Below are 25,374 nucleotides of genomic sequence, written 5' to 3'. Positions count from 1 at the left end.
GCTGTGGATAAGGTACAAATGCACACTATTTATGAAAAAATGTCGATCTTTAGCTGAAATAACGTTCATATGTACCTTATTTGATGTGAGGTGGCGCCAAAACCGCGGAAAGCGGGGAGACAGCGATGGATAAGGTACAAATGTGCACTAACCAAGCAAAAATGTCGGTGTCGAGCTGAAATAGTGTTCAATTGTACCTTATCGAGAGGCAGAATAGCACCGCAAGCCGCCGCCTTCGCTGTCCCTGCCCCTATTCGAAAAGCGTAAATTAGCGCGCCATTGCTGGAAGGCATGCAATTTTGGTATAATGGAGCGTAATGCGCGAAAACCGGGAGGGTCAACATGCCGCAAAGTACGGACAGACAAAGCATGATACGCAATTTCAGCATCATTGCCCATATCGATCACGGCAAGTCTACGCTTGCCGACAGGATCTTGGAATATACAGGGGCCTTGTCCTCGCGCGAAATGCAGGAGCAGGTGCTCGACCAGATGGATCTGGAGCGCGAGAGGGGCATCACGATCAAGCTGCAGGCCGTTCGTCTCGGCTACCGTGCGGACGACGGCAAAGATTATATCCTGAACTTGATCGACACGCCGGGGCACGTCGACTTCACCTATGAAGTGTCCCGCAGCCTCGCGGCCTGCGAAGGCGCGCTGCTCGTCGTCGACGCGGCCCAGGGCATCGAAGCCCAGACGTTAGCCAACGTCTACTTGGCGCTCGACAACAATCTGGAAATTTTGCCCGTCATCAACAAAATCGATTTGCCGAGTGCCGAGCCGGAACGGGTCAAGCAGGAAATCGAGGACGTTATCGGGCTGGATGCAAGCGAAGCGGTGCTGGCGTCGGCCAAAGCGGGGATCGGCATCAAGGATATACTGGAGCAAGTCGTGAAGAAGGTGCCCGCACCGACCGGCGATCCGAGCAAGCCGCTCAAGGCGCTCATTTTCGATTCGCACTATGACGCCTATAAAGGAGTTATCGTCTACGTGCGGGTCGTCGACGGCACGATGCGCAAAGGAACATCGATCCGGTTCATGGCGACCGGAGCCGAATTCGAGATTATCGAGGTCGGCGCCTTCAAGCCGCGGATGACCGTGGTGGACGAGCTGACGGTCGGAGACGTAGGGTTTGTAGTAGCGGGGATCAAGAACGTGAAGGATACCCGCGTGGGCGATACGATCACCGATTCGCGCAATCCGACGGCGGAGCCGCTTTCCGGCTACCGGAAAATCAACCCGATGGTATACTGCGGTCTGTATCCGATCGATACGGCCGACTATAACGATTTGCGCGAAGCGCTCGAGAAGCTCGAGCTGAACGACGCCTCGCTGCGCTACGAGCCGGAGACGTCTACGGCGCTCGGCTTCGGTTTCCGCTGCGGCTTTCTCGGATTGCTGCATATGGAGATTATCCAGGAGCGGATCGAGCGGGAATTCAACATTCCGCTCATTACGACGGCTCCGAGCGTTATTTTCCGGGTTACGCTGACGAACGGCGAAGTGCTTCTTATTGATAACCCGTCCAATTATCCGGAGACCGGACGTATCGATTTCGTCGAAGAGCCTTACGTAAAGGCGTCGATCATCGTACCCAAAGATTATGTCGGCGCGATTATGGAGCTTTGCCAAGGCAAGCGCGGCGAGTTCATTAATATGGAATATCTCGATACGACACGCGTTACGCTCATCTATGATATACCGCTTTCGGAGATTGTCTACGATTTCTTCGACCAGCTGAAGTCGAGCACGAAAGGATACGCTTCGTTCGATTACGAGCTGTCCGGCTACCGGCGCTCGAATCTGGTGAAGATGGACATCCTGCTGAACGGCGAGCAAGTCGACGCCCTGTCGTTCATCGTTCACCGGGAGCGGGCATACAACCGCGGCCGGATCATCTGCGAGAAGCTGAAGGATATTATTCCGAAGCAAATGTTCGAGGTGCCGATTCAGGCGGCTGTCGGCCAGAAGGTCGTTGCCCGGGAGACGATCAAGGCGATGCGCAAAAACGTGCTGGCCAAATGTTACGGCGGCGACATTTCGCGGAAACGGAAGCTGCTCGAGAAGCAGAAGGAAGGGAAAAAGCGGATGAAGCAGGTCGGCAACGTCGAGGTGCCTCAGGAAGCCTTCATGGCGGTGCTGAAAATAGACGAGTAAGCGTGCGCCGGCGGCCGCCATTGCGGCATTAGCTGAAGTACGTTATTTCGTTCGAAAACCGAGCTGCTGGAACGATAAAGGAACTCAGTTCCGTTAAATGGCCTAAGCGATGAGGTTTTGCCCCGCGATAGGCTGGATAGCGGAACCAAGTTCCTTTATTAATAGGAAATGCCGGGAAATATAGCCGATAACGGAGTCAAGTTCCGTTATGAGCTCCGTTAGTCCGGCAACAAAACGGAAAGGACACAGTGCTATGACGCAGAAGCAGCCAAGCGAGCGGAAGCATACGGTCACACAACCCGAATACAATCAAGCGCCGCCGCGGGCGGTATATATTCATATCCCTTTTTGCACGAACAAGTGCCACTATTGCGATTTTAACTCCTATGTGGTGCAAGGACAGCCCGTAATGGACTATTTGCGGGCGCTGGAGCGGGAGATGGAGCTGACGGCGGAGCGGACGCCCGCCGAGAGGATCGAGTCGATCTTCATCGGAGGAGGGACGCCGACCGTATTGACGCCGGAGCAAATGCGGTTTTTCCTCGGTACGGTCAATAAGCATTTTGGCGAACGTTCGTCGGATTGCGAAATTACGATGGAAGCGAACCCGGGGACAACGGACGCGGAGAAGCTAATGGCCATGCGGGAAGGCGGCGTCAACCGGATCAGCTTCGGCGTGCAGTCGTTCGACAATAAGCTGCTTTCGGACATCGGGAGGATCCATACTACCGACGACGTATACCGCAGCATCGACAATGCGAGAAAAGCCGGCTTCGACAACTTGTCCATCGATTTGATGCTCGGCCTTCCGAACCAAACCGTAGCCACGCTGAACGCGACGATCGACGAGGCGCTTCGGCTCGGACTGGAGCATTACTCCGCCTACAGCTTGAAAATCGAAGAAAATACGCTGTTCCATACACTTTATCATAAAAACAAGCTGCCGCTTCCCGACGAAGACGAGGAGCTGGACATGTACTTGACTGTCATGCGCCGCATGAGAGAGGCGGGGTACGACCAATACGAGATCAGCAATTTCGCCAAGCCGGGCAGGGCCAGCCGTCATAATCAAGCCTATTGGCGCAATCTTTCCTACTACGGTCTAGGAGCCGGCGCGCACGGGTATATAGACGGAACGAGACACGTAAACATCAAAGGCGTACAGGCTTATATCGACGCTTGCAAGACCGGTTTGCCCGTCAAGGAAACGAATGAGGTCAGCCGTCGGGAAGCGATGGAGGACTTTATGATGGTCGGGCTTCGCTTGCTCTCGGGTGTAAGTAATGCCGACTTCCGCAGCCAATTCGGAATAAGAATGGAAGAAGCGTTCGGAGAACAGCTGGACCGGCTGCTGGCGCAAAATATGCTGCTTGCGGACGAGAACGGCTACCGGCTGTCGGAGCAAGGAATTTTGTTCGGTAACGACGTGTTCGGGGCGTTTCTTGCGGATCTCGAAAATTGATTGTCCCTGCGGGGAAAAAAGGTATTGCATAAACGCTTGTGTGCGTGTATATTTATTCATATTATTTCACGTTCGAACAGCAAGGTGGGAAGCGCCATGAGCGTCATATGCAGAAGAGCGACCGAAGACGATGTCGATTCGCTCTACGATATTATTCAATCTTATGCGGAAAAAGGAATTATGCTGCCTCGCTCGAAGGAAGCGCTGGGGCGTAATATCGATACGTTCGTCATCGCCGAATACGACGGTCGGTTCGTCGGGTGCGGTTCGCTGTTCCGACTCGGCAAGGATCTGGTCGAAATTCGTTCTCTCGGCGTAACGGATGGCTATAAAGGCCAGGGAATCGGCCGCAAAATCGTCACCTTCCTGACGGAAGAGGCGATCGCGCAGGAAATACCGAAAATTATGGCGCTTACTTATGAGGTCGCCTTTTTCGAAAAAAACGGTTTTTCCGTCGTTCCGAAAGAAATATTCCCGGAGAAAGTTTGGACCGACTGCGTCCACTGCAAGAAGCAGCACAATTGTGACGAAATAGCCGTATTGAAGCGCCTTGACTGACTTGACAAGGTGCTTTTCTTTTTGGTATTTTTGTAATAAGGTTTAGCACTCCTTTGGATTGAGTGCTAACGACGCGTCAGAAGCTTGGAAACTAGAGGGAGGTCCGCATATGTTATCTGAACGTCAGAAATTGATTTTGAGCGCCATTGTCGACGACTACATTCGTTCAGCCGAGCCTGTCGGATCACGGACCATTTCCAAGCGAGGCGATGTCGGATACAGTCCGGCTACGATCCGAAACGAAATGTCGGATTTGGAGGAGCTCGGATTTTTGGAACAACCGCATACTTCGGCGGGGCGCATTCCTTCCCATAAAGGGTACCGCTATTATGTGGACCACCTGGTGAAGCTCGGAAGCTTGTCCGGCGGCGAGCTGGACGTGCTGAAGCTGTTTTTCGCCGAGAGGCTGCAAGAGATGGAGCATATGATTCAGCACGTGGCGACCGTATTGTCCGGTCTGACCAATTATACTTCGATCGTGCTCGGACCCGAGCTGATGACGACTACGCTGAAGCATTTGCAGATCGTGCCTTTGAATGAAACATCGGCCGTAGCCATTATTGTAACCAATACCGGTCATGTGGAGAACAAGGTGATTTCGATTCCGGACGGAATGCCGGTAGGCGAAATCGAGAAAATCGTGAATTTAATGAACGCCCGCTTGTCCGGGGTTCCGCTCGTCCACTTCAAGTCGAGGCTGCATAACGAAGTCAGCTCGGAGCTGGGCAAGTACGTATCGAAGTACGAGGAACTGATCCGGATGATCGAGGGCACTTTGCAAAGCGACGAGGAGGACCGCATTTTCGTCAGCGGCTCGACGAACATGCTGACGCAGCCCGAGTTCAAGGACGTCGATAAAGTAAAGGGAATTTTGGACCTGTTCGACGAGGCGCATACGCTCGTAAGGCTGTTTTCCGCCGCCCCGAAAGGCATCCAGGTCAAGATCGGCACGGAAAACAGCGTTGAGGCGATTAATAGCTGCAGCCTTATAACGGCATCCTATTCGATAGACGGGCAGCTGCTCGGAACGATCGGCATATTAGGACCGACACGGATGGAATACGGGAAAGTCATCAGCCTGCTGGACCATTTATCGAAAGACATGGCCGTCATGCTCGCCCGATGGTACAAATGATACGGGCTTCGGGCAGCCGGCCGGAAGAGGGATCGGACGGGTATGAAACAAGCGAATCACGAAGGAGAAGAACGTCACGCCGCCCTGCTTAACAATGCCGCCGCAATACGCGCCATATGCTCCGCCGTCGAAGGGACGCTCGGTCCGAAAGGGCTCGATACGATGCTCGTCGGCTCGCGCGGGGAAGTGCTCGTAACGAACGACGGGGCGACCATCTTGGAGAAGATGGACGTCTCGCACCCGGCCGCCCGCATGCTTGTGCAGGTGGCGCGATCCCAGCAGGAGCAGATCGGCGACGGAACGACGACGGCGACCGTGTTGGCCGGCGCGCTCGTATCGGAGGGCGTGGCCCAAGTTACGAAAGGGGTTCCGGTAGCCAAGGTGGTACAGGGAATCGTCGACGGTGTCGGGTACGCCTCCGAGCGGATGCTGGCACGCTCCCGCAAGGTGAGCGGCCCGGACGACCCGATTTTGTACCGGATCGCCTTCGTTGCCGGACGGGAGCATGGCGATATCGCGGAGCTGGTCGTAGAAGCGGCGAAGAAGCTTGGCGGCGGCCGGCTGACCGAAGACGGATTCCGTTTCGCGGACCTTGTCGTCTCTCACGAGCGGCAGTCGAGCGAAGTATGGCCGGGTCTGCTGCTGGAGCAGAAGCCGTTTCAGGCGCATCAGTTCGAGTCGGTCGTCGCCGGCCCCGCGGTGCTCGTGCTGTACGACGCTTTGGAGCCGGAGAAGCTGGAAGAAGAAGCGTTGGTCACGGAAGCGGGCTTCCAAACGTTCATGAAGCTGAAGGAGAGGTTTGCGGATCATTTGCGCAAGCTGCTCGAATTGAACATAAGGCTCGTCGCGTTGGACCGCGGCGCTGACCCGGAAGCCGAGCAATTTTGCTCGGATCACGGCATTATGCTGCTGCAGCGCGTGCCGAAGCGCGAGCTTGAGCGTTTATGCGAACATACCGGGGCCCGACCCGCGCGCCGTTCCGCATTGGGCAAGCCGAATCAGGAGCTGGCCGCCTATACGGGCCGCTGCGAGGCGCTCCTGTACGACAGCCGCATCCGCCGGGTGCGGTTGTCGGGAGGAGCCGGCAAGCCCACCGCGACGGTGCTCGTCGGCGCCAGCACCCGCGAGGTGGTAGGCGAACGGGCGCGAATCGCGCAAGACGCGGCGGCAGCCGTACAGGCGGCGATTCGGGGAGGCTATTTGCCCGGTGGCGGTTCGGTGGAAGTGGCAATCGCCCACGAGCTGGAGCGCTACCGGGAGATGGTGACCGGACTCGAGGCGTTCGGAGTAGAAGCGGTGGCCCAGGCTTTGCGCAAGCCGCTCGCCCAAATGGCGCAAAACGCCGGATTCAATCCGCTGGAGAAGGTAGAGTCGGTCAAGTCCGCGCAATTGGCCGAGCGGTCGGACAGGCATGGCATCGATTGCGACAGCGGTCAGGTGACGGACTGTCTGGCGAGCGGCATTATCGATCCGACGCCGGTCAAGGTGCATGCGCTTAGAGCGGCCGGCGAGGTTGCCGCCGCGGTACTGCGCATTCATACCGTAATTAAGATGAAATCCGACGAGTAACGAAACGGATTACGATCATGGAGGTGTACTGAGGTGACTGAACAAGAGAAGCGTCAAGCGATTCTCGATACGGAAGAGGAAACGAAAAAGCCCGGCGATGTGGCGGCGACCGATCCTCAGTCCGCAAATGAAGAGGCTGTTACTAAAACTGCGGAAGCGAGTGCAGGTGAATCCGCCGAGGCGCAGGAAGCAACGTCTGCGACTGCCGAATTGCAACGCCAGTTGGAGGAACAGCGTAAGCTGGCCGACGAGCATTACCAGCGTTATTTGCGCACACAGGCCGATTTCGACAATTTCCGGCGCCGGTCGCGCCAGGAGAAGGAAGATTTCGCCAAATACGCATCCGGCAAGCTGATCGAGCAGCTGCTGCCGATCGTCGATAATTTCGATCGGGCGATTTCCGTCTCCAAGGAAAATAAAGATCACGATTCGCTGCTTAAAGGCGTTGACATGATCTACCGCCAACTGGATCAAGTGCTCGTCCAGGAAGGCTTGAAGCCGATCGAGTCGGTCGGTCAGCCTTTCAACCCGGAATACCATCAGGCGATCATGCAGGTGGAATCCGAAGAGCATGAGGAAGGCATCGTAGTGGAAGAAGTGCAAAAGGGATACATGCTCAAGGATAAAGTTCTCCGCGTAGCGATGGTTAAAGTAAGCGGCTGACAAATGTTCATTATACCAGATAGTTCCATTCCAAGGAGGTAACAATAAGATGAGTAAAGTAATCGGAATCGACCTGGGTACGACCAACTCCTGCGTAGCCGTCATGGAAGGCGGAGAAGCGGTAGTTATCCCTAACGTGGAAGGCAATCGCACGACCCCTTCGGTGGTCGGCTTCAAGAAGGACGGAGAGCGCGTCGTCGGGGAAACGGCGAAACGCCAAGCGATCACGAACCCGGACCGCACCGTTATTTCGATCAAACGTCATATGGGTACGAACCACAAGGAAAAAATCGACGACAACAACTATTCGCCGCAAGAAATTTCGGCCATGATCTTGCAGAAGCTGAAGGCGGATGCCGAAGCTTACTTAGGTACGACCGTATCCCAAGCGGTTATTACCGTACCGGCTTATTTTAACGACAGCCAGCGCCAAGCTACGAAGGATGCGGGCAAAATCGCCGGACTCGAAGTGCTGCGGATCGTCAACGAGCCTACGGCAGCCGCTCTTGCTTACGGTCTCGACAAGCAGGATACGAACCAAACGATTCTCGTATACGACCTTGGCGGCGGTACGTTCGACGTATCGATCCTCGAGCTCGGCGACGGTATCTTCGAGGTTAAAGCAACGAGCGGCGACAACCGTCTCGGCGGCGACGATTTCGACCAAGTCATTATCGATTATTTGGTAGCCGAGTTCAAGAAAGAGCACGGCATCGATTTGAGCAAGGATAAAGCGGCCGTCCAACGTCTGAAGGATGCCGCCGAGAAAGCGAAAAAAGAGCTTTCCACCGTGCTCACGACGACGATTTCGCTGCCGTTCATCACGGTTGTCGACGGTGTGCCCCAGCACTTGGAAGTAAACTTGACCCGCGCCAAATTCGAAGAAATTTCGGCTCCGCTCGTAGAGCGTACGCTCGGCCCGACTCGTCAAGCGCTAAACGACTCCGGTCTAGCGACAAGTGAAATCAACAAGGTCGTATTGGTAGGCGGATCGACGCGGATTCCGGCCGTTCAAGAAGCGATTAAGAAATTGATCGGCAAAGAGCCGCACAAAGGCGTTAACCCGGACGAAGTCGTAGCACTCGGCGCAGCGATTCAAGCGGGCGTACTGACCGGCGACGTAAAAGATGTCGTGCTGCTCGACGTTACCCCGTTGTCGCTCGGAATCGAGACGGCCGGCGGCGTGTTCACGAAGATGATCGATCGCAATACGACGATCCCGACGAGCAAATCGCAAGTTTATTCGACTTATGCGGACAACCAAACGAGCGTAGAAATTCACGTTCTTCAAGGCGAGCGCGCGATGGCGAGCGACAACAAGACGCTCGGACGGTTCATGCTCGGAGATATTCCACCGGCTCCTCGCGGCATTCCGCAAATCGAAGTTACGTTCGACATCGATGCCAACGGTATCGTGAACGTATCCGCGCTCGATAAAGGAACGGGCAAAAGCCAAAAAATTACGATCACGTCGTCGAGCGGTTTGAGCGACGATGAAATCGACAAAATGATGAAGGACGCCGAAGCGCATGCCGAAGAAGACCGCAAGCGCAAAGAGCTGGTCGAAGCCCGCAACGAAGCGGATCAGCTGATCTACTCCGTCGACAAAACGATCAAGGATCTCGGCGACAAAGTCGATCAAGCGGAAATCGACAAAGCGAACGCCGGCAAAGAAGAGCTGAAAAAGGCGTTGGAAGGCAACGACCTGGAGGCGATCAAAAAAGCGACGGAATCGTTGACCGAAGTCGTGCAGCAGCTGTCCGTCAAGCTGTACGAGCAAGCGGCTAAAGACGCGCAAGCCGGAGAAGGCGCTGCAGCGGGCGGAGCCGAAGGCGCGAAGCGCGATAACGTCGTAGACGCCGACTACGAAGTCGTGGACGACAAGAAGTAATAGTTGGGTTGCAGGCGATTTCGTCGGAAGTCAAAGCCGGGGCTTTCCTTGGCTTTGACTTTCGTTTTGCAATCGAATCGGGTGGGGCAAGTACGTCACTTTTTGGGGCATCAGTCTCGGGGTCCCCGAAAAGTACTCGGAATATGCAACGAAGAAATACGTCACTTTTTGGGGCATCAGTCTCGGGGTCCCCGAAAAGTACCCGGAATAAGCTACAGAGCGATACCTCACTTTTTGGGGTAACTTGGGGGAGGTGGAACGGTGAGCGACCGCGATTTTTATGAAGTGCTCGGCGTGGGCAAAGATGCATCGGAAGACGACATCAAGAAGGCTTACCGTCGGTTGGCCCGCCAGTATCATCCGGACGTGAACAAGGCGGCCGATGCGGAAGAGAAGTTCAAGGAAGCGAAGGAAGCTTACGAAGTGTTAAGCGACAGCCAGAAGCGGGCGAACTACGACCGTTTCGGCACTGCGGATCCGAGCCAGGGCGGAGGCGGCTTCGGCGGTCAAGATTTCAGCGGCTTCGGAGACATCTTCGACATGTTCTTCGGAGGAGGCGGCCAGCGCCGCAACCCGAACGCGCCGCAGCGCGGAGCGGATCTGCAGTATACGATGACGATCGAGTTCAAGGAAGCCGTCTTCGGGAAAGAAATGGATATCCAAATTCCGCGTACCGAATCGTGCGACAACTGCCACGGCTCGGGAGCGAAGCCGGGAACCCGGCCGGAAACGTGCCAAACGTGCCGCGGCACAGGGCAGCAGGAGGTCGTGCAAAACACGGCGTTCGGGCGGATGGTCAACCGCAGAGTGTGTTCCACCTGTAACGGACAAGGCTCGATTATCAAAGAGAAGTGCTCGACCTGCCACGGCGCGGGCAAAGTGAAGAAGCAGCGGAAAATTCACGTGAAAATTCCGGCCGGCGTTGACGACGGAGCGCAGCTGCGCGTATCCGGCGAAGGGGAGGGCGGTACGAAAGGCGGACCTTCGGGCGACCTCTACATCGTAATCCGCGTCAAATCGCACGACTTCTTCGAACGCGAGGGCGACGACATTTTTTGCGAAGTGCCTCTGACATTTACGCAGGCGGCGCTCGGGGACGAGATCGAAATACCGACGCTTACCGAGAAGGTAAAGCTGAAAATTCCGGCCGGCACCCAGACGGGCACTTATTTCCGCCTGAAGGGCAAAGGCGTACCGCGTCTGCGCGGCTACGGCCAAGGCGATCAGCAGGTCAAGGTCGTCGTCGTAACGCCGACGAGTCTGGACGAGCAGCAAAAAGAGCTGCTTCGCGATTTTGCCAAGCAAAGCGGCGAGCATACGCACGAGCAAAACAAATCGATTTTCGAACGCATGAAAAAGGCGTTTTTGGGTGATTAACTACCATACAGAGGACCAGGCCGATATTCGGGTTATCCGGATACGGCCTTTTCGCGTTTTCCTGCCGTGCATAATTTTTCCTCTCCTTGGAAAACTAGACGGGTACGAGAGGACATGTCCATGAACAGGAGGAGAACAGTATGAGTTTCGAGCAAGTTGAAGCGAATGAAAACGAAGCGTTACCGATAGGGAAAAATGAAGACGTGGATTTTTCCGAGGCGCTGGCCGATGAGGACGATCTCGAAGCGGTCGAGCGCGCCGAAGCGGCGGACAACCGGCAGCAAAACGATTAATGGATGGCAGCCGTATCGAATTGGAGGTGAGAGACGATGTCTGAAAAAAATATATTGGCTTATTTCCATACGGTCGAGGAAGCGAAAGAAGCGGCGGCCAAGCTGAAGGCGCTGAGGATTACGGAGATGCGGGTCGACGAGGTCGGCCGTTTTCCGGGCGAAGGCAGCGATCATCTGGAGAATCCGATCAACGGCGATTTCAGCGGACTCGGGTACTTGACGCTCGGAGGCGATTTCGGGGACCGCAATGCGGCCATCCTTGCGGCGGCGGACGTAAGCGCGAGCGGAATGAGCTCCGGCGGCGAAGACGATACGATGGGCCGCAATTATTTATTGACGGCCGTAATGGACGAGAGCGTGCATCATCAGGCGCTGCGGGTCGTCAAAGATTGCGGCGGTTTATTGTAAGAAAAACGTCTATCGTCGTAATTCGAGGATGAGCGACCACGGTTTAGCGGAAGTTTTTCTTGGTTCAGAATGTCTCTGTTCGCTTTAACGCTTTAGCGAACTTAAACATTCTGAAACGTTAAGGAAGGAACGGGGAGCGGCCGAGGCAGCCGGCTCCTCTTTTTTTTGCCCGCTATCCGAAATGTTTATATTTCCAGAACTATACCGGGCCCTTATAATAGACGAGTAACGGATACGAACTGGGAGGGAATGGATTTGAAGCTGCAGCCGAAAAGCAGACTGGTCATGATCGGCGACTCGATTACCGATTGCGGACGCGCAAGACCGATCGGAGAAGGAAGAGGGGAAGCGCTCGGCAAAGGATACGTATCGCTCGTGGACGCGCTCCTCGGGACGATGTATCCGTCCTATGACATCCGTGTTACGAATGTAGGGACAAGCGGCAATACGGTGCGCAATCTGAGAGAACGTTGGCAGACGGACGTTATCGACTTGAAGCCGGACTGGCTTTCGATCATGATCGGCATCAACGACGTATGGCGCCAATTCGATTTGCCGACTTATACCGAGAAGCACGTCGGCATCGAGGAGTACGGGCGGACGCTGCGCGAGCTGGTCGCCGAGGCGAAGCCGCTGCTGAAAGGTCTCGTCCTGATGACTCCGTTCTATATCGAACCGAATCCGAACGATCCGATGCGCGCCGCGATGGACCGCTATGGCAAAGTTGTCGAGCAAATCGCCTCGGAGACGGGGGCAATCTTCGTCGATACGCAGAAAGCGTTTGATCGGGTGCTGGAACATTACTACCCGGCGACTCTCGCGTGGGACCGGGTACACCCGGGTATGACCGGTCATATGGTGTTGGCGCGCGCGTTTCTGAACGGCATCGGATTCGATTGGAACAAGTAATTCCGGGCACACCTGCTCTGCGGCAGCGCCTCATGTTGTGGAGGAGCTGCAGGCAGGGTATTCTCGGCGAATATCAGAAATCGGTTTCTATACTGGGTAACCGTCCCTTATTCATTCTCGGCTCCTAAACTCAACTGCTTGCTGTATTGACACGTCTACCTATATTCCATATAATCGTCTCGCTTACAGTCTAACATAGGGAGAGACGACACATGGACAAGCATAAGGGCAAGCTGAAATTTCGCCAAGACGGTACATTTACGATCGCACAATTTACGGATATTCATTGGATTGACGGCAGCGAGGCGGATATGCGCTCCCGGGCGTTAATGGAGCAAGTCATACTTGAGGAGAAGCCGGACCTTATCGTTTATACGGGTGACGTAATTTATACGGGGAAAGTCGGAGAGGGGAAGCGTCCTTGTCTCGATCCGAGCGGAGCGTTCCGGGATGCGGTCGCATCGGCCGAGCGCAACCGCATTCCATGGGCCGTCGTCTTCGGCAACCACGATACGGAGCAGTACATCACGCGCGAGGAGCTCGCCTCACTCGTCGAAGCGATGGACTACGCGGTTTCTGCGGGCGGGCCGGAGCACGTTCATGGTTACAGCAACTTCGTACTCGAGGTGGTGGGGAACGGAGGCCACAGCGCGGCCGCTTTGTACGGCTTCGACTCCGGCGCCTATTCGCCTCTGCCTCGTGTACGCGGCTATGATTGGATTCGCCGAGATCAGATCGACTGGTACATGAACGAGTCCCGTACGATTATCGATCGCAATGGCGGCGAGCCGCTGCCCGCCCTCGCTTTTTTCCATATCCCGCTGCCCGAATACCGCCAAGTATGGGAGACGGAAACGTGTTATGGCAGCAAGCACGAAGATGTGTGCTCGCCGCAGCTGAACAGCGGTTTGTTCGCGGCGATGATTGAAGCGGGCGGCGTAATGGGTACCTTCTGCGGGCACGATCATGTGAACGACTACTGGGGCGAGCTGCACGGCATCCGGTTATGCTACGGCAGGGCGACCGGATACAATACTTACGGCCGCGAAGGTTTTCCGCGCGGATCGCGCTTGATCCGGCTTCGTGAAGGCGAGCCTACTTTCGAATCGTGGCTCCGCTTGGACGATGGAACCGTCGTAATGGAGCAGCAGGAGCATATTCCCGTTAAGGGATAAGCAAGAAATGTTGAATAATTCGTTCATCCCGCAAAAAATGAACAGAAACAAGATAGAAATTGCGCTAAGATGAGGCTAACGAACTTTAACGAAATAACCGCCCTGACTGACGACCGGGGCTTTGTGTACCGGCAAGTCCCGGTCGTCAGAGAGCAGGCACGTTATTCCGTTAAAGTTCCTAAGTGTGAGTTTGTGCGAACGATTATCCGTAAACTAACACTAGAAGCCGTCAATTTGACGGCGATATAAGGAGGCACCAGATGCAAACAATACATTCCGTCATTGAAGCATTGAGGAACGGCGGTGCTGAGCTGTCCGTCTACGAGCGCTCGCTCGCCGAGCATGAGGGCGTCCGGCTCGTCATGGTCAAGCATAACGGACGCAAGGCGCTGCTGGCAGAGGGAACAGGCGAGCTTGCGGACGCATTGGACGGGGACACCGTTCAAGGGGGCTCCGTTCCCGCTAAGCTGTGTCCGCTTACCCATGCGAACCGTCTGACGCTCAACCGCTTTTTCCCTTATACGGCCCCCCGCGCCTTCGGAACGAACATTTCCACGATCGGGCTGGGAGACCGGCTGGGCATCGCTTCGCCCGGACATATTCAGACGGTCCGCGGGAAGGACATTCGTCCGATTCTGGCCCAGCAAAGCATCCGCGAGCTGAATTTGACCGGCCGCAATTACAAGGAAGTGCTGGATGCCGCTTGCTACGCCGCTTTTCAGGAAGGCTACAAGGACGGCTTCGGCGCCGACGGCGACCATCTGAAGGTCGAGGCCGATATCGAGATGGCGCTCGGGCTTGGCTTCACGATGCTGACGCTCGATTGCTCGGAGCATATCGACAATACGATCGAAGGGCTTTCCGAAGCAGAATTGCTGGCGAAGTACGACCAAGTATCCGCCGAAGTTCGCAGCCGTTACGAGAGCAAATATTTGAACCGCACGTTCGAAGCGGCCGGAACCGGTTTTGCCTTCAACAAGCATTCGCTCGCCAAAAACGTGCTGATCTATGCCAAGGCGATCGATTACATGGAGCACGTATTCCATAAGTACATTCAAACTGCGGGACGGGAAATCGACTTCGAAGTGTCGATCGACGAGACGTTGACTCCGACCGACCCGGCTTCCCATTTCCTGATTGCCGAGGAGCTGTACGGACGCGGTGTGACGTTGTTCTCGATGGCGCCCCGGTTTTGCGGCGAGTTCCAGAAGGGGATCGACTATATCGGCGACGTCGCCCGATTCGAGGAAGAGCTGAAAGTGCACGCGGCCATTGCCGACCATTTCGGCTATAAGCTGAGCATTCATTCCGGCAGCGACAAATTTACCGTATTCCCGATGATCGGCATTCATACGAAAGGCCGGTTCCATCTGAAAACGGCCGGAACGAATTGGCTGGAAGCGATGCGCGTCATCGCGAAAACGAATCCGGACTTGTACCGCCGCATGCATGCTTACGCGCTTGAGCATTTTAGCGAAGCGACCGCGTATTACCACGTAAAGGCCGACCTGAACGCGATCAAGCCGCTTGACAGCGTATCCGACGCCGCGCTTCCGGACTATTTGAACGAAGACGATGCGCGTCAAATGCTGCATATTACGTACGGCATTTTGCTTCAAGCGAAGAAGGAAGACGGCGGTTCCTTGTTTAAAGACGAGTTTTTCCGTTCGATGGACGAGAACGAGCAAGCTTTCACCGATGCACTGATCGCCCATATCGGAAAACACGTGAACCTTCTTGGCAAATAAGGCGGAGACGTGTAAAATAGAAGCATGACTTAGATGCACACGTTAACATCATCAATTCCGTCTTACTGGGGAAAGGAAGCGGCTTATGGCATTTCAAAACAAAGAGGAGCTTCGTGCGTACGTTCGGGAAACCGTCCGCACCACCCCGATCTCCGACATTCACACCCACTTGTTCACGGAAGACTTCGGCAATATGCTGCTGTGGGGAATCGACGAATTGCTGACTTATCATTACCTGGTCGCGGAGACGTTCCGTTTCTACCCGGAGCTTGAGTACGAGGCGTTCTGGGCAATGTCGAAGCGGGAGCAGGCCGATCTCGTCTGGAAAACGCTGTTCATCGACCATTCGCCTTACAGCGAAGCGTGCCGAGGCGTATTGACCGTACTCAGCCGTCTAGGACTCGATGTGGCGTCCAGAGATTTGGAAGCCTACCGCGCTTTCTTCGCTTCGAAAACAACAAGCGAATACATCGATCTCGTCTTCAAGCTATCCAACGTGGCCAACGTATGCATGACGAACGATCCGTTCGTCGATTCGGAACGCGACGGCTGGGAGACGCTCGAGAAGGTGGATCCGCGCTTCAATACCGCCCTGCGGATCGATCCGCTGCTCATGCAGTGGGGGGAGCATACGTGGAAGCGGTTGAAGGAATGGGGATACGATGTCGAGAAAGCCGTTTCGGACAAAACGGTCGAAGGCATCCGCGAGTTTTTGCGTTACTGGATCCGCAAAATGAATCCGCTGTATATGGCGGTTTCGCTTCCTCCGAGCTTCCGTTATCCGGAAAAAACGGCGCGCGGCGACATTATCGAGAAGTGCATCATTCCGGTCGCCCGCGAATTCGATATTCCGTTCGCGATGATGATCGGCGTGAACAAACGGGTGAACCCGGCGCTCGGCGACGCGGGAGACAGCGTCGGATTGAGCGATGTCCGGGCGGTCGAGCAAATGTGCGCGATGCATCCGGACAACAAATTCCTCTGTACGATGCTCGCCCGCGAGAATCAGCACGGCTTGACTGTCGCCGCTCGCAAATTCCGCAACCTGCACGTATTCGGCTGCTGGTGGTTCCTGAACAACCCGAGCTTGATCGAGGAAATGACGCGCATGCGCTTCGAGCTGCTCGGCACGAGCGTTACGCCGCAGCATTCCGACTGCCGGGTGCTGGATCAGCTGCTGTACAAATGGGACCATTCCCGTGAAATTATCGCGAACGTTCTGGGCGATAAATATTGCGACCTGCTCGACACCGGCTGGAAAATCAAGAAGAAGGAAATACGCCGCGACGTGGCCGATCTGTTCGGCGGAGCATTCTGGCGTTTCCTGGGCAAGCCGAATCCGGTGGAAGGCGCGGGAAGCTGAACCATCAAGTAAAAAAATCCCTCGAACCGTTGCGGTTTCGGGGGATTTTACGTATTACTCAGAACAGCCACCTGAACAAAGCGGCGGAGACGATTCCCGTAAGCACGGTCATCAGCAAGCTTTTCGTTTTTATCGCGGTGAATAAAGTGGGAACCAGGATCGCCAAATTCAACCAGTCGACGGCAGGGACCGGATCCGATTTGCGGATAACCCCTTGTACGATCAGAGCGGTAAGCAGGCAAACCGGGATATAGGACAGCCACCTCAGAAAAGCTTTCGGCAAATTCATATTCCGGACGACGACGAAAGGCGTAATCCGGGGAATCCAAGTGACGAGAGCGCAACCCAGGATGATAAGCAGCACCGACAGATCCACTGTCACTTCTCTGTCACCGCCCCGACAGCAGCTACGATAACCGTCGACAAAAGCACGGCCATATAGGTGGAGAAGAAACAGGATAGGACGAACATGGTGATGATCATATAAGCGATCAAGGTTATGTAATGCCTCAGCTTCGAAGCGGGCAGCGCATACAGCTGCAGAACGAGCAGCGCCACAAACATGGCCGTCAAGGCAAAGTCCAGGCCGGCCGCTTCCGGGTCGGGAATCCAGCTGCCTAGCCATCCTCCGGCCATGCAAGCGGCTATCCAAGTAAGATAGGCGCTGACATTCAAGCCGTTCATCCAGCGGTTGCCGAGCATGAGCCCTTTGGCAATCCGGTGGGACGCCACTCCGAACGATTCATCGGTCAGCAGGGTGCCGATCCCGATGTTTTGGAGCAGTGAATACTTCGAGAAATACGGAGCCAGAGCCGCACTCATCAAGAAGTGGCGCAAGTTGACGAGAAACGTCGTCGCTATGATCGCGGACGGCGGGCTCATCGTCATCAGCATGGCGCAAATGATGAATTGCGACGCTCCCGCATACACAAGAGCCGACAGCAGGCCGATCTCCATGACGCTGAGATCGGCGGAATTTCCGACTATTCCTGCCGCGAAGCCGATACTTATATACCCGAGTAAGGTAGGTACGCAGTCATATACTCCTTGCATGAAAGAAGGAGATGTGTCCCCGCTCGTTTCCATCCGCTATTCCTCCCAGTCTGTCTCCCATTATACCATCAAATAAGCAAAAGAGGCCGACCTCGAAGGGCAACATTGCCCCCAAGGACTGCCTCTATAAAGATTGCCGGTTACGAACGGACGCGTCCTATCCATAAAATCAGGGTGATCAGGCTGAACGCGATCAGTGCCAAGAAAGGAATCGTAATAAATCCGAGCCAGTTGATGTAATCCGTATTGCACGGCACTCCCGACGTGCAAGGCATTAATCCGGCCATTCCCGGAATTTTCTGCTCCATGTAATGATAAAGGGAAATGAGTCCGCCGATGATGCTGAGCGGCAATACGTAACCGATCTGTTTGCGGTCGTCCTGATAGCACGCTTTGCCCAGAATGATGACCAGCGGGTACATGAAAATCCGTTGAAACCAGCAAAGCTTGCACGGTACGTACCCGGCTATTTCGCTGAAGTACAGGCTTCCGCCGACGGCGACGAGGGATACGAACCAGGCCATATACAGCGAATATTTCCGAACCAGCGAAAGCATTCCGGATTCGTTCGTCATTTGCCTTCACCCTTTAATGCCTGATCGATCGCGGACTTGATCGAATCGTAGTCGACCGCATTGGCAAGCTTCACTCCGTTAATGAACAGCGAAGGAGTGCCGGTAACTCCGGATTTGCGGGCTTTCGCATTATGCTCGTCCACTTCGGAGACGTACGTTTTGTTCTTGATATCGTCCATCACCTTGTTCGCATCGACCGCAATTCCTTGGGTACGAATCAAGTTGGTCAAAAATTCGGGAGTCGCCCATTGTATATTTTCGTTGCCCTGGTTTTTGTACAGCGCGTCATAAAACTTCCAGAACGCATCGTTGCTCTGGTGGTATACCGATTGCGCGGCCAGAGCCGCCGTGGTCGAATCCGGGCCCAGAAAAGCAAAGTTGACGAAATGGAGAGAAGCGAGTCCTTTGTCGATGTAGTCTTTCTGGAGCTTCGGCGCGATCTCCTGGCTGAAATATTGACAGGTCGGGCATTTGTAATCGCCGAACTCCACGATTTTCACCGGCGCTTCCTTCGATCCCAGAACGGGCAGCTGATCGTAGGCAAAATCTACGGGTCCCGGCTTAGGCTTGAATATGACAACGAGCGCAATAATGGCTACAACGGCGACCGCCGTTATCCACATGAGTCTCTTATTCGTTTTTTGCTGTTTTTCCAGCTCCTGTCTCCGATGTTCCTTGTAGCTCGCTTTCGCGGATTTTTTCTTCAATGCTCGCACATCCTTATCTGTTATTGTCTGCCGATGAGCACTTGCGTGTTCTCCTGCCTCAGTTAGGTAACTCGCCCGATCCGCAAACGGTTTGTCCTCTGTGTTCCCCATTTTATTCCTGTTCTTGCCGACCGCCCCTATAACCGTTTCGAATCATAATTTCGGGGGAGTTGGGAAAATGTATCTACGAGGATATACACGTGAACAGGACGGGGGTACACCGATTATGAAATCCGCATGGCTGATCGGAATGATGATGCTGCTTGCGCAAGCACATATTCCCGAACCTTTATCGCTGGAGCTTCAAGGACAACCGATAGTGACCGCCAACCGGTCGGACTATTCGCTTCCGGGTCAAACGATGATCGACATGGACAAGCTCGACCGTCTGATCGATCATGCGGACCGGCGCACGTACCAGCCGCCCGTTAACGCGAAAATCGGGGACAACGGGAAGATCATTCCGGAGAAGCCGGGCTATAGACTGAATCGCGAATCGTTTAAGGAGCAATTTTATACGTATTATTACGGCAAAGGCCCATCCCGGATCGAAGCGGAGCGAATAGCGATTTATCCGAGGGTGGACAGCGAGCTGCTTGCGAACATACGGCAGAAGCCGATCGGGCAATACACGACTTACTACAATACGGGCAACAAAAACCGCTCTTTCAATTTGGCGCTTGCATCGAAAACGATCAACAATCACGTCGTCTTCCCGGGGGAACTATTCTCGTTCAACAAAGTCGTCGGAAGGCGTACGGAGGACCGGGGATATTTGCGCGCTCCGATCATCGTAAGGGGAGAGATGTCGGAAGGAATCGGCGGAGGAATATGCCAAGTTTCTTCGACACTGTTCAATGCTTCAGACCGTGCGGGCTTGCAAATCGTGCAGCGTTATTCCCACAGCCGCGACGTGCCTTACGTGCCGCCGGGCCGGGATGCGACGGTAAGCTGGGGCGGACCGGATTTTACGTTTGTGAACCAATACAATCAGCCGATCCTCATTCGCTCGTTCGCGGGCGGAGGGACGATGTCCGTCTCGATCTACTCTTCCGACGCGATCGAGTACAAGCCGCGTGAAGTGCCCAGTACGTCGAAACGTTTGCCGGAAGAGATATCGATTGATAACGACGCGAACGATCCGAGCCGACAGTAATTCCCGTCGCCGAGTGCCGGGAAGGGGCGTCGTTCCTCTCCGGTACAAGCGGGCGGCTTCATTGCCGCCGTTTGTCGGACGCTTTAGCTGTACCAAGGATTGAGATGGATCAGAACTTCATCCACTTCCTGATGGCGGTCCATGATCGCCCGCTTGATGGAGCGGGCGATGTCGTGACCTTGCTGGATGCTAAGCTCCCCGGGAATGCTTACGCGCACGTCGACCAAAATATAGTGGCCATGCTCTCTAGCCCGGATCCGGTCGATCCTTTTCACTTGGGGTATGCTTCTCACGAGCGAGGTGTATTCGCTCAGCTTCTCCTCGCTAACCGTTTTCTCCATCAAGATGTCGATCGCTTCCTGGGCCATATGCCAAGCCAATTTCAATACGAGGACGGACACGATAATACCTGCGGCCGGATCGCCGTAAGCCAAATAATGAATGTCGTAATAATCGCCGATAAGAGCGAGCCCAATTCCGATTACCGCAGCGATAGAGGCGTACACGTCGGCCAGATGGTCGTATGCGGTTGCGATCAGTCCTTTGCTGTTCTCCTTCCTGCCGATTCTCATCGTGTACACGTACAGCGCCTGCTTCCACACGACGGAAACAATCGCCGCCGCAAGAGCGAGCAAACTGGCCTGACCCGGTTCGTGAAAAAAAGCGAGTACGGCGTGGTAGCCGATATAGAGCGCCGCAAGCCCAAGAATGATGGCTACGATGCCGGAGCCGAGCACTTCCGCCTTGCCGTGACCGTATGGGTGGTCCTCGTCGGCAGGGCGTTTCGAGATGCGCATGGAGCTTAAAGCGGCGGCCGTGGCGATAACATCGCCTGCGTTATGAACGCCGTCGGCGATCAAAACTTGGCTTCCCGCCAACAAACCGACGAGTAATTTAAGTACGGTTAACGCGGCATTGCTGAGCAGGCTGATCCATACGGCAAGCATGGACGCATTGTTCCCCCCGGTCACAAATGATTACCCCCTACAGTTTTTTTTCCCGAAGGAAACAAAAATCCTTGACCGGTTTCGGTCAAGGATTTGGCATTTTTTAGGATGTGCAAATACGACGAATTCAATTCAACCACCACTTTGCCACAAAGTCACGTTATTATACCATACCGGGTTTGAACGATTCAATGGATTCATGCCGGTAATGTGTGAACAAGCTGTGGAATGATGCTGACGGCGGAATGCGCAAGCCCGGACAGTCACCACGTTCGCCGGTTCGTCCGACGGCACCTTGACGCTTAAAAAAGACGGCACGTTCGCCTTCGCCAAATCGACCTACAATTGGAATCCGAACAAGAGCGAGTACAGCGCAGGGACAGGCGAGTGGAGCAAATCGAACGATCCGGAATATCCGATCGTCCTAAACGACAAAGCTGCCGGAAAACAATATAAAATCGGAAAATCGAGTATGGCGAGTTTGGAAAACGGTGCTTTTGCGAAGCGTAGGTCGCAGACGTGCCGTTTTTTTGTCGTTTGTAAACTGGATCGTTCCCGATTATTCTTTTCGTAGAGGACCGAGCTTTGTACGGATGATTTTGCCAAGAATATGAAATTTTTTAGATCCAGTAGGCCAACCGTTTCCCGCTGACGGCTACTTATATAACGAGACGTCTCAAAGGAGTTCATGCGATGCTTCCGGAATACCGTTTCGACGAATCCCTAGTCAAGAAATACACCGCCAAAATATTCGGGTTTGCTCTGGCAAAGACGGGGCACCGGCAAAACGCGGAAGATTTGGCTCAAGACATTGCGATGGCACTGCTCCGTTCCGTCCGCTCCGGCAAAGAAATCGCCAACTGGGATGCTTGGGTGCATACGATTTGCTGCTATACGTGGAGCAATTATTTAAGCAAAGAGAAGCGCCATTGGAACTTAGTCGATCTGGACGATCCGTACACCGCCAGGCGGGGGATTCAGGAGCAGCTCTCAGCGGGGCTGGAAGGCGGCTTGGAACGGATTGCCATGGAAGTGGCGTATTTGTCAAAGGTGCATCGGGATATTACGATCCGCTACTACTACGAGCGTCAATCCGTCGAGCGCATAGCCGGGGATACCGGAATCGCTCCGGGGACCGTCAAATGGCATCTGTTCGAAGCGCGCAAAAAATTGAAGGAGGGCATGAATATGAATCAAACCGCGGAACAATTGAGCTTCAAACCGGTGAGGCTCGGGGTGGGCCATTCCGGTATGCCGGGTCCCAAAGGCGAACCGAACAGCTACTTCCAATCGCTCATAGCTTCCAACATATGCGCGGCGGCTTACGACAAGCCGCTGTCCGTCGAAGAGATCGCCCGCGCCATCGGCGTGGCCAGCGCTTACGTCGAGGACGAAATCGCCAAATACGAGAAATCCGACTTGCTGCTCAAGACGGGCAAAGGCAAGTACCGGACGAATTTTATTATCGATACGATGGACAGTTACGCGCAGGATGTCGTCATTAGAAAAGAGTGGGCGGATAAGATGGCAGGAGAGCTGTACGGCTGCATTTCCTCCAGACTGGACGACATTCGCGCCATCGGCTTTCACGGATGCCATTTGAACGATACATTCTTGTTATGGGCGTTCATTCCTTATGCTATCGGCCGCCAATACGGACGGGTGAAAGAGCCGGACTATTACAAACGATATCAGCCGGAAGAACGGAAGGACGGCGGCAAATATATCGTATCCGCCAGAATGATCTACGAGCCTTCGGAATATGAGCGCCGAATACCGGATTATGGTATCGTTCGCAAATACGTCAATAACGGAATCAAGTCCAGAAATAACGGGAAATATTATGGGCTGCAAATGGAAACCTGGTGGTCCGGGCTCGGGTGGAGAGATTTCAACGCGCCGGATATCGCCGATATGGCCCGGATCGTGGATCTCATGGAAAGCGGCGCCGAGCACGGCGAATACGACAAGCTGCTCATCAGCCGGATGGTCGAGAAAGGATTCGTGTCCATGTAGGGCGGCAAGCCGGACTCGCTCATTCCATTCTTCAAGGAAGGTCAAATAGAAGCTCTGCAATCGATTCTGGACGAAGCGCTCGCCGGCATACAGGCGCAATCGAAGCTGGAGGACGTGCACGATCAATTTGTCCGGCTGTGGAAGAAGCTTGCTCCATCGCACATATCGGAAAAAGAAATTGTGTACAAAGCGATGAATGCAGGAGCTTCCATCATCTTCGCCTGCATGGAATACATGGAACGAACCGGCCTGCTGGCGCTTCCGGCCGAGGAGGAGAAGAAACGGCTTACGACGATCATGTGGCTGCGATCTTAGAGCAGGTACCGGTCCATACGTTTTCGCGACCGCCCTTACGTCAAGGGCGGTTTTTAGCTTGATACGGAACGGGTGTTCGTATATAATGGGATATAATCCCATCGCGAGTGAATCTATGAAGAGGAGTCGTGACTATGCCCATTATCGATATTCGAATCGTGCAGAAGCCATCCTTCAAAGCTGTCGGCTTGCCGATCAGCTGGACGCCGGAGAGCGTCAATCCGGCGGACAATGAATTGTCCAAGCTATGGGGACGGTTCAATCCCAGAGCGAACGAAATTCCGTTCCGAGTGCCGGGCAAGATGTATGGTTTGGAGCAATTCAAGCCCGGTTTCAAGCCGGGCGACCCGATCGATTATGTCGCTTGCGTCGAAGTGTCCGAGGCGGGCGATATCCCCCACGGAATGGTGTCGGCGGACATACCGGAGGCGAGCTACGTAGTGGTTACTTGCAAAGGAACCATTAACGATATCAATTCCGCATACGGGCATTTCTGGTCTACATGGCTTGGACAGCATCCAGAATATGAAGTCGTCCCCGGCTGGAATTTCGAATACTATGACGAGCGGTTTCTCGGCAATGCGAGTCCGGACTCGGAGTACAGCGTTTGGTTTCCCGTACGGCTGCGGCAGGGAGGCTCGTGAGTCGGACCGGGTAGACCCGTTTGTTGAGGATGCTTGGCAGAAGTCCCGCTAGTCGGGGCTTTTTTTGTTGCCGGTATAGAGCGGGACATTCCTCAGGTATAGGTTGTCAATTTCCGGAGATATTACCATTAGACCGACCGCGAAAAAAGAGGAATCGAGAGTGGAGGACGCAATGGGAACATTTCGGAGAACGGCAATCATTACGGCGTGTTTGATCGCAACAGCAATAAGTACCGCGAACTCGGAGCCGTCGAAGAAAGGGCGGGAATATTATGAAGCTCGCGGAGAAATCGTCTGGGAGGTGCCGACCGAAGAGAAGGTGATCGCCCTCACCTTCGATGACGGACCCGATCCCGTAGATACGCCTGCCATATTGGACCTGCTGCGGCAGTACGAAGCGAAAGCGACGTTCTTCGTAGTCGGCCAGCGAGTAGAGAAGTTTCCGGCCATCGTACAAAGGGAAACGGCGGAGGGGCACGAAATCGCCAATCATACATTCACCCACAAGTATATGAACAAAAGGAAGCTTTCCGCGGACGGGATCGAAGCGGAGATTATGAAAACCGAGCACAGCATCGTTCAGGCGACCGGGCAGAAGCCGCATTTGTTTCGCCCGCCGGGGGGGTACTATAACGAGCAGGTCGTCAGCGCTTCGAAAAAATCGGGCTACAAAGTGGTCATGTGGTCGTGGCATCAGGATACGGAAGACTGGAACACGCCTGGCGTCGGGAAAATCGTCAATAAAGTATTGAAAAACGCCCGCAACGGAGACATCGTCCTGTTCCATGATTATGTGGAAGGCAAAACGCAGACGGTTGAAGCGTTAAAGCAAATTTTACCGGAATTGAAGCAAAGGGGCTTCCGGTTCATAACCGTTTCGGAGCTGTTGACGCACCGGAAAGCGGCCGCGGTAGAGAAATGATCGAATAAGGGCTCACTCGACTTGCATTAGCCGGGAATAAAGACGCAACTTGCGAATAGACTGGATGTTGTGCGCGAATAAAACGGTTGTGGAGTGAGTAAAAGATGCAAACGGCAGTGAAAACGAAGCTCGTCAAGGAAGCGGAGAACAGGGAACGGATGATTCAGTTTGTCAAACAGAACTACAAAGGGCTCTATTCCATGAGTCAATGGGTCGAGAATAGGAAAAAAGGGCTGACCAGCCAGCCGGGAGCCGTTATGAAATAGATCGGCGTATGTGCTGCAATGGACTACTGTAACGATGGCTAGGAAAGAGGGCAGCCGGGTATGCG

The 25,374-nt window shown here is 54.5% G+C and carries 25 protein-coding genes; 20 read left to right on the top strand and 5 right to left on the bottom strand.

Translation table 11 applies throughout. The features are described from left to right. The first annotated feature begins 342 nt into the window (after positions 1-342). From lepA to FE783_RS34250, 14 genes are all read left to right on the top strand, one after another. Positions 343-2,157, top strand: a complete 1,815-nt coding sequence (gene lepA, locus FE783_RS34315; protein ID WP_138883910.1) for a translation elongation factor 4 — start codon at positions 343-345, stop codon at positions 2,155-2,157. A gap of 253 nt (positions 2,158-2,410) precedes the next feature. Then, the gene (gene hemW / locus FE783_RS34310) at positions 2,411-3,619 is read left to right on the top strand and encodes a radical SAM family heme chaperone HemW (RefSeq protein WP_138883909.1); all 1,209 of its coding nucleotides are present in this window, start codon (positions 2,411-2,413) and stop codon (positions 3,617-3,619) included. Positions 3,620-3,715: 96 nt separating this feature from the next. Beyond that, complete coding sequence (locus FE783_RS34305) at positions 3,716-4,177, top strand: N-acetyltransferase (RefSeq protein ID WP_138883908.1); 462 nt, start codon at positions 3,716-3,718, stop codon at positions 4,175-4,177. A 109-nt stretch (positions 4,178-4,286) separates the two neighbouring features. Next, positions 4,287-5,312 carry a heat-inducible transcriptional repressor HrcA gene (gene hrcA / locus FE783_RS34300; protein ID WP_138883907.1) on the top strand — a complete coding sequence of 342 codons (1,026 nt, stop codon included), beginning with the start codon at positions 4,287-4,289 and terminating at the stop codon, positions 5,310-5,312. A gap of 42 nt (positions 5,313-5,354) precedes the next feature. Next, positions 5,355-6,881, top strand: a complete 1,527-nt coding sequence (locus tag FE783_RS34295) for a TCP-1/cpn60 chaperonin family protein (RefSeq protein ID WP_138883906.1) — start codon at positions 5,355-5,357, stop codon at positions 6,879-6,881. A 33-nt stretch (positions 6,882-6,914) separates the two neighbouring features. Further along, positions 6,915-7,544, top strand: a complete 630-nt coding sequence (gene grpE, locus FE783_RS34290) for a nucleotide exchange factor GrpE (RefSeq protein ID WP_238403356.1) — start codon at positions 6,915-6,917, stop codon at positions 7,542-7,544. A 49-nt stretch (positions 7,545-7,593) separates the two neighbouring features. Next, complete coding sequence (gene dnaK / locus FE783_RS34285) at positions 7,594-9,435, top strand: molecular chaperone DnaK (RefSeq protein WP_138883905.1); 1,842 nt, start codon at positions 7,594-7,596, stop codon at positions 9,433-9,435. A gap of 261 nt (positions 9,436-9,696) precedes the next feature. Continuing rightward, complete coding sequence (dnaJ, locus tag FE783_RS34280; protein WP_138883904.1) at positions 9,697-10,812, top strand: molecular chaperone DnaJ; 1,116 nt, start codon at positions 9,697-9,699, stop codon at positions 10,810-10,812. A 140-nt stretch (positions 10,813-10,952) separates the two neighbouring features. Beyond that, complete coding sequence (locus FE783_RS34275; RefSeq protein ID WP_138883903.1) at positions 10,953-11,105, top strand: YfhD family protein; 153 nt, start codon at positions 10,953-10,955, stop codon at positions 11,103-11,105. 36 nt (positions 11,106-11,141) lie between these two features. Then, on the top strand, positions 11,142-11,513 hold the full coding sequence (locus tag FE783_RS34270) for a hypothetical protein (protein WP_138883902.1): 372 nt from the start codon (positions 11,142-11,144) through the stop codon (positions 11,511-11,513). A 249-nt stretch (positions 11,514-11,762) separates the two neighbouring features. Continuing rightward, a complete protein-coding gene (locus FE783_RS34265) occupies positions 11,763-12,422 on the top strand; it encodes an SGNH/GDSL hydrolase family protein (protein ID WP_138883901.1) in 660 nt (219 codons plus the stop codon). Between the two features lie 212 nt (positions 12,423-12,634). Continuing rightward, positions 12,635-13,597 (top strand): metallophosphoesterase family protein, encoded by a 963-nt coding sequence (locus FE783_RS34260; protein WP_138883900.1) that lies wholly within the window; start codon positions 12,635-12,637, stop codon positions 13,595-13,597. Positions 13,598-13,857: 260 nt separating this feature from the next. Further along, positions 13,858-15,345 (top strand): tagaturonate epimerase family protein, encoded by a 1,488-nt coding sequence (locus tag FE783_RS34255; protein ID WP_138883899.1) that lies wholly within the window; start codon positions 13,858-13,860, stop codon positions 15,343-15,345. An 85-nt stretch (positions 15,346-15,430) separates the two neighbouring features. Continuing rightward, entirely contained in the window at positions 15,431-16,708 is a 1,278-nt protein-coding gene (locus tag FE783_RS34250; protein WP_138883898.1) for a glucuronate isomerase, read from the top strand. A 58-nt stretch (positions 16,709-16,766) separates the two neighbouring features. Here the strand turns inward: FE783_RS34250 and FE783_RS34245 are convergent, their stop codons facing one another. The 4 genes from FE783_RS34245 to FE783_RS34230 all read right to left on the bottom strand — a co-directional run bounded on the left by FE783_RS34245 (position 16,767) and on the right by FE783_RS34230 (position 19,043). Then, on the bottom strand, positions 16,767-17,090 hold the full coding sequence (locus FE783_RS34245; RefSeq protein ID WP_138883897.1) for an AzlD domain-containing protein: 324 nt from the start codon (positions 17,088-17,090) through the stop codon (positions 16,767-16,769). Beyond that, complete coding sequence (locus tag FE783_RS34240) at positions 17,087-17,794, bottom strand: AzlC family ABC transporter permease (RefSeq protein ID WP_138883896.1); 708 nt, start codon at positions 17,792-17,794, stop codon at positions 17,087-17,089. The genes FE783_RS34245 and FE783_RS34240 overlap by 4 nt, the downstream gene beginning before the upstream one ends. Positions 17,795-17,901: 107 nt before the next feature. Next, on the bottom strand, positions 17,902-18,336 hold the full coding sequence (locus FE783_RS34235) for a disulfide oxidoreductase (RefSeq protein WP_238403355.1): 435 nt from the start codon (positions 18,334-18,336) through the stop codon (positions 17,902-17,904). After that, the gene (locus FE783_RS34230; RefSeq protein WP_238403354.1) at positions 18,333-19,043 is read right to left on the bottom strand and encodes a DsbA family protein; all 711 of its coding nucleotides are present in this window, start codon (positions 19,041-19,043) and stop codon (positions 18,333-18,335) included. Before FE783_RS34230 ends, FE783_RS34235 begins: the two co-directional genes overlap by 4 nt. A gap of 226 nt (positions 19,044-19,269) precedes the next feature. On the opposite strand from FE783_RS34230, the gene FE783_RS34225 reads away from it, so the two are divergent. Then, complete coding sequence (locus FE783_RS34225) at positions 19,270-20,199, top strand: VanW family protein (RefSeq protein WP_138883894.1); 930 nt, start codon at positions 19,270-19,272, stop codon at positions 20,197-20,199. An 83-nt stretch (positions 20,200-20,282) separates the two neighbouring features. Here the strand turns inward: FE783_RS34225 and FE783_RS34220 are convergent, their stop codons facing one another. Beyond that, positions 20,283-21,170, bottom strand: coding sequence for a cation diffusion facilitator family transporter (locus tag FE783_RS34220; protein WP_420799794.1), 888 nt, complete (start codon positions 21,168-21,170; stop codon positions 20,283-20,285). A 669-nt stretch (positions 21,171-21,839) separates the two neighbouring features. Here FE783_RS34220 and FE783_RS34215 point away from each other — a divergent pair. The 5 genes from FE783_RS34215 (at position 21,840) to FE783_RS37775 (ending at position 25,309) form a co-directional block, all read left to right on the top strand. After that, a complete protein-coding gene (locus FE783_RS34215) occupies positions 21,840-23,162 on the top strand; it encodes an RNA polymerase sigma factor (protein ID WP_138883893.1) in 1,323 nt (440 codons plus the stop codon). Between the two features lie 114 nt (positions 23,163-23,276). Next, positions 23,277-23,477 (top strand): hypothetical protein, encoded by a 201-nt coding sequence (locus FE783_RS34210; protein ID WP_138883892.1) that lies wholly within the window; start codon positions 23,277-23,279, stop codon positions 23,475-23,477. A gap of 134 nt (positions 23,478-23,611) precedes the next feature. Beyond that, complete coding sequence (locus FE783_RS34205; RefSeq protein ID WP_138883891.1) at positions 23,612-24,121, top strand: GyrI-like domain-containing protein; 510 nt, start codon at positions 23,612-23,614, stop codon at positions 24,119-24,121. A gap of 172 nt (positions 24,122-24,293) precedes the next feature. Next, positions 24,294-25,043: a polysaccharide deacetylase family protein gene (locus FE783_RS34200; protein ID WP_138883890.1), complete on the top strand. Its 750-nt coding sequence runs from the start codon at positions 24,294-24,296 to the stop codon at positions 25,041-25,043. 104 nt (positions 25,044-25,147) lie between these two features. Further along, a complete protein-coding gene (locus FE783_RS37775; protein ID WP_158302183.1) occupies positions 25,148-25,309 on the top strand; it encodes a hypothetical protein in 162 nt (53 codons plus the stop codon). Positions 25,310-25,374: the final 65 nt, after the last annotated feature.

The sequence above is a fragment of the Paenibacillus mesophilus genome (genome assembly GCF_005938385.1).
Taxonomy (GTDB): domain Bacteria; phylum Bacillota; class Bacilli; order Paenibacillales; family NBRC-103111; genus Paenibacillus_AB; species Paenibacillus_AB mesophilus.
Note: the sequence above shows the minus strand (reverse complement) of the source record. Positions and strands in the feature narration are given on the sequence as shown.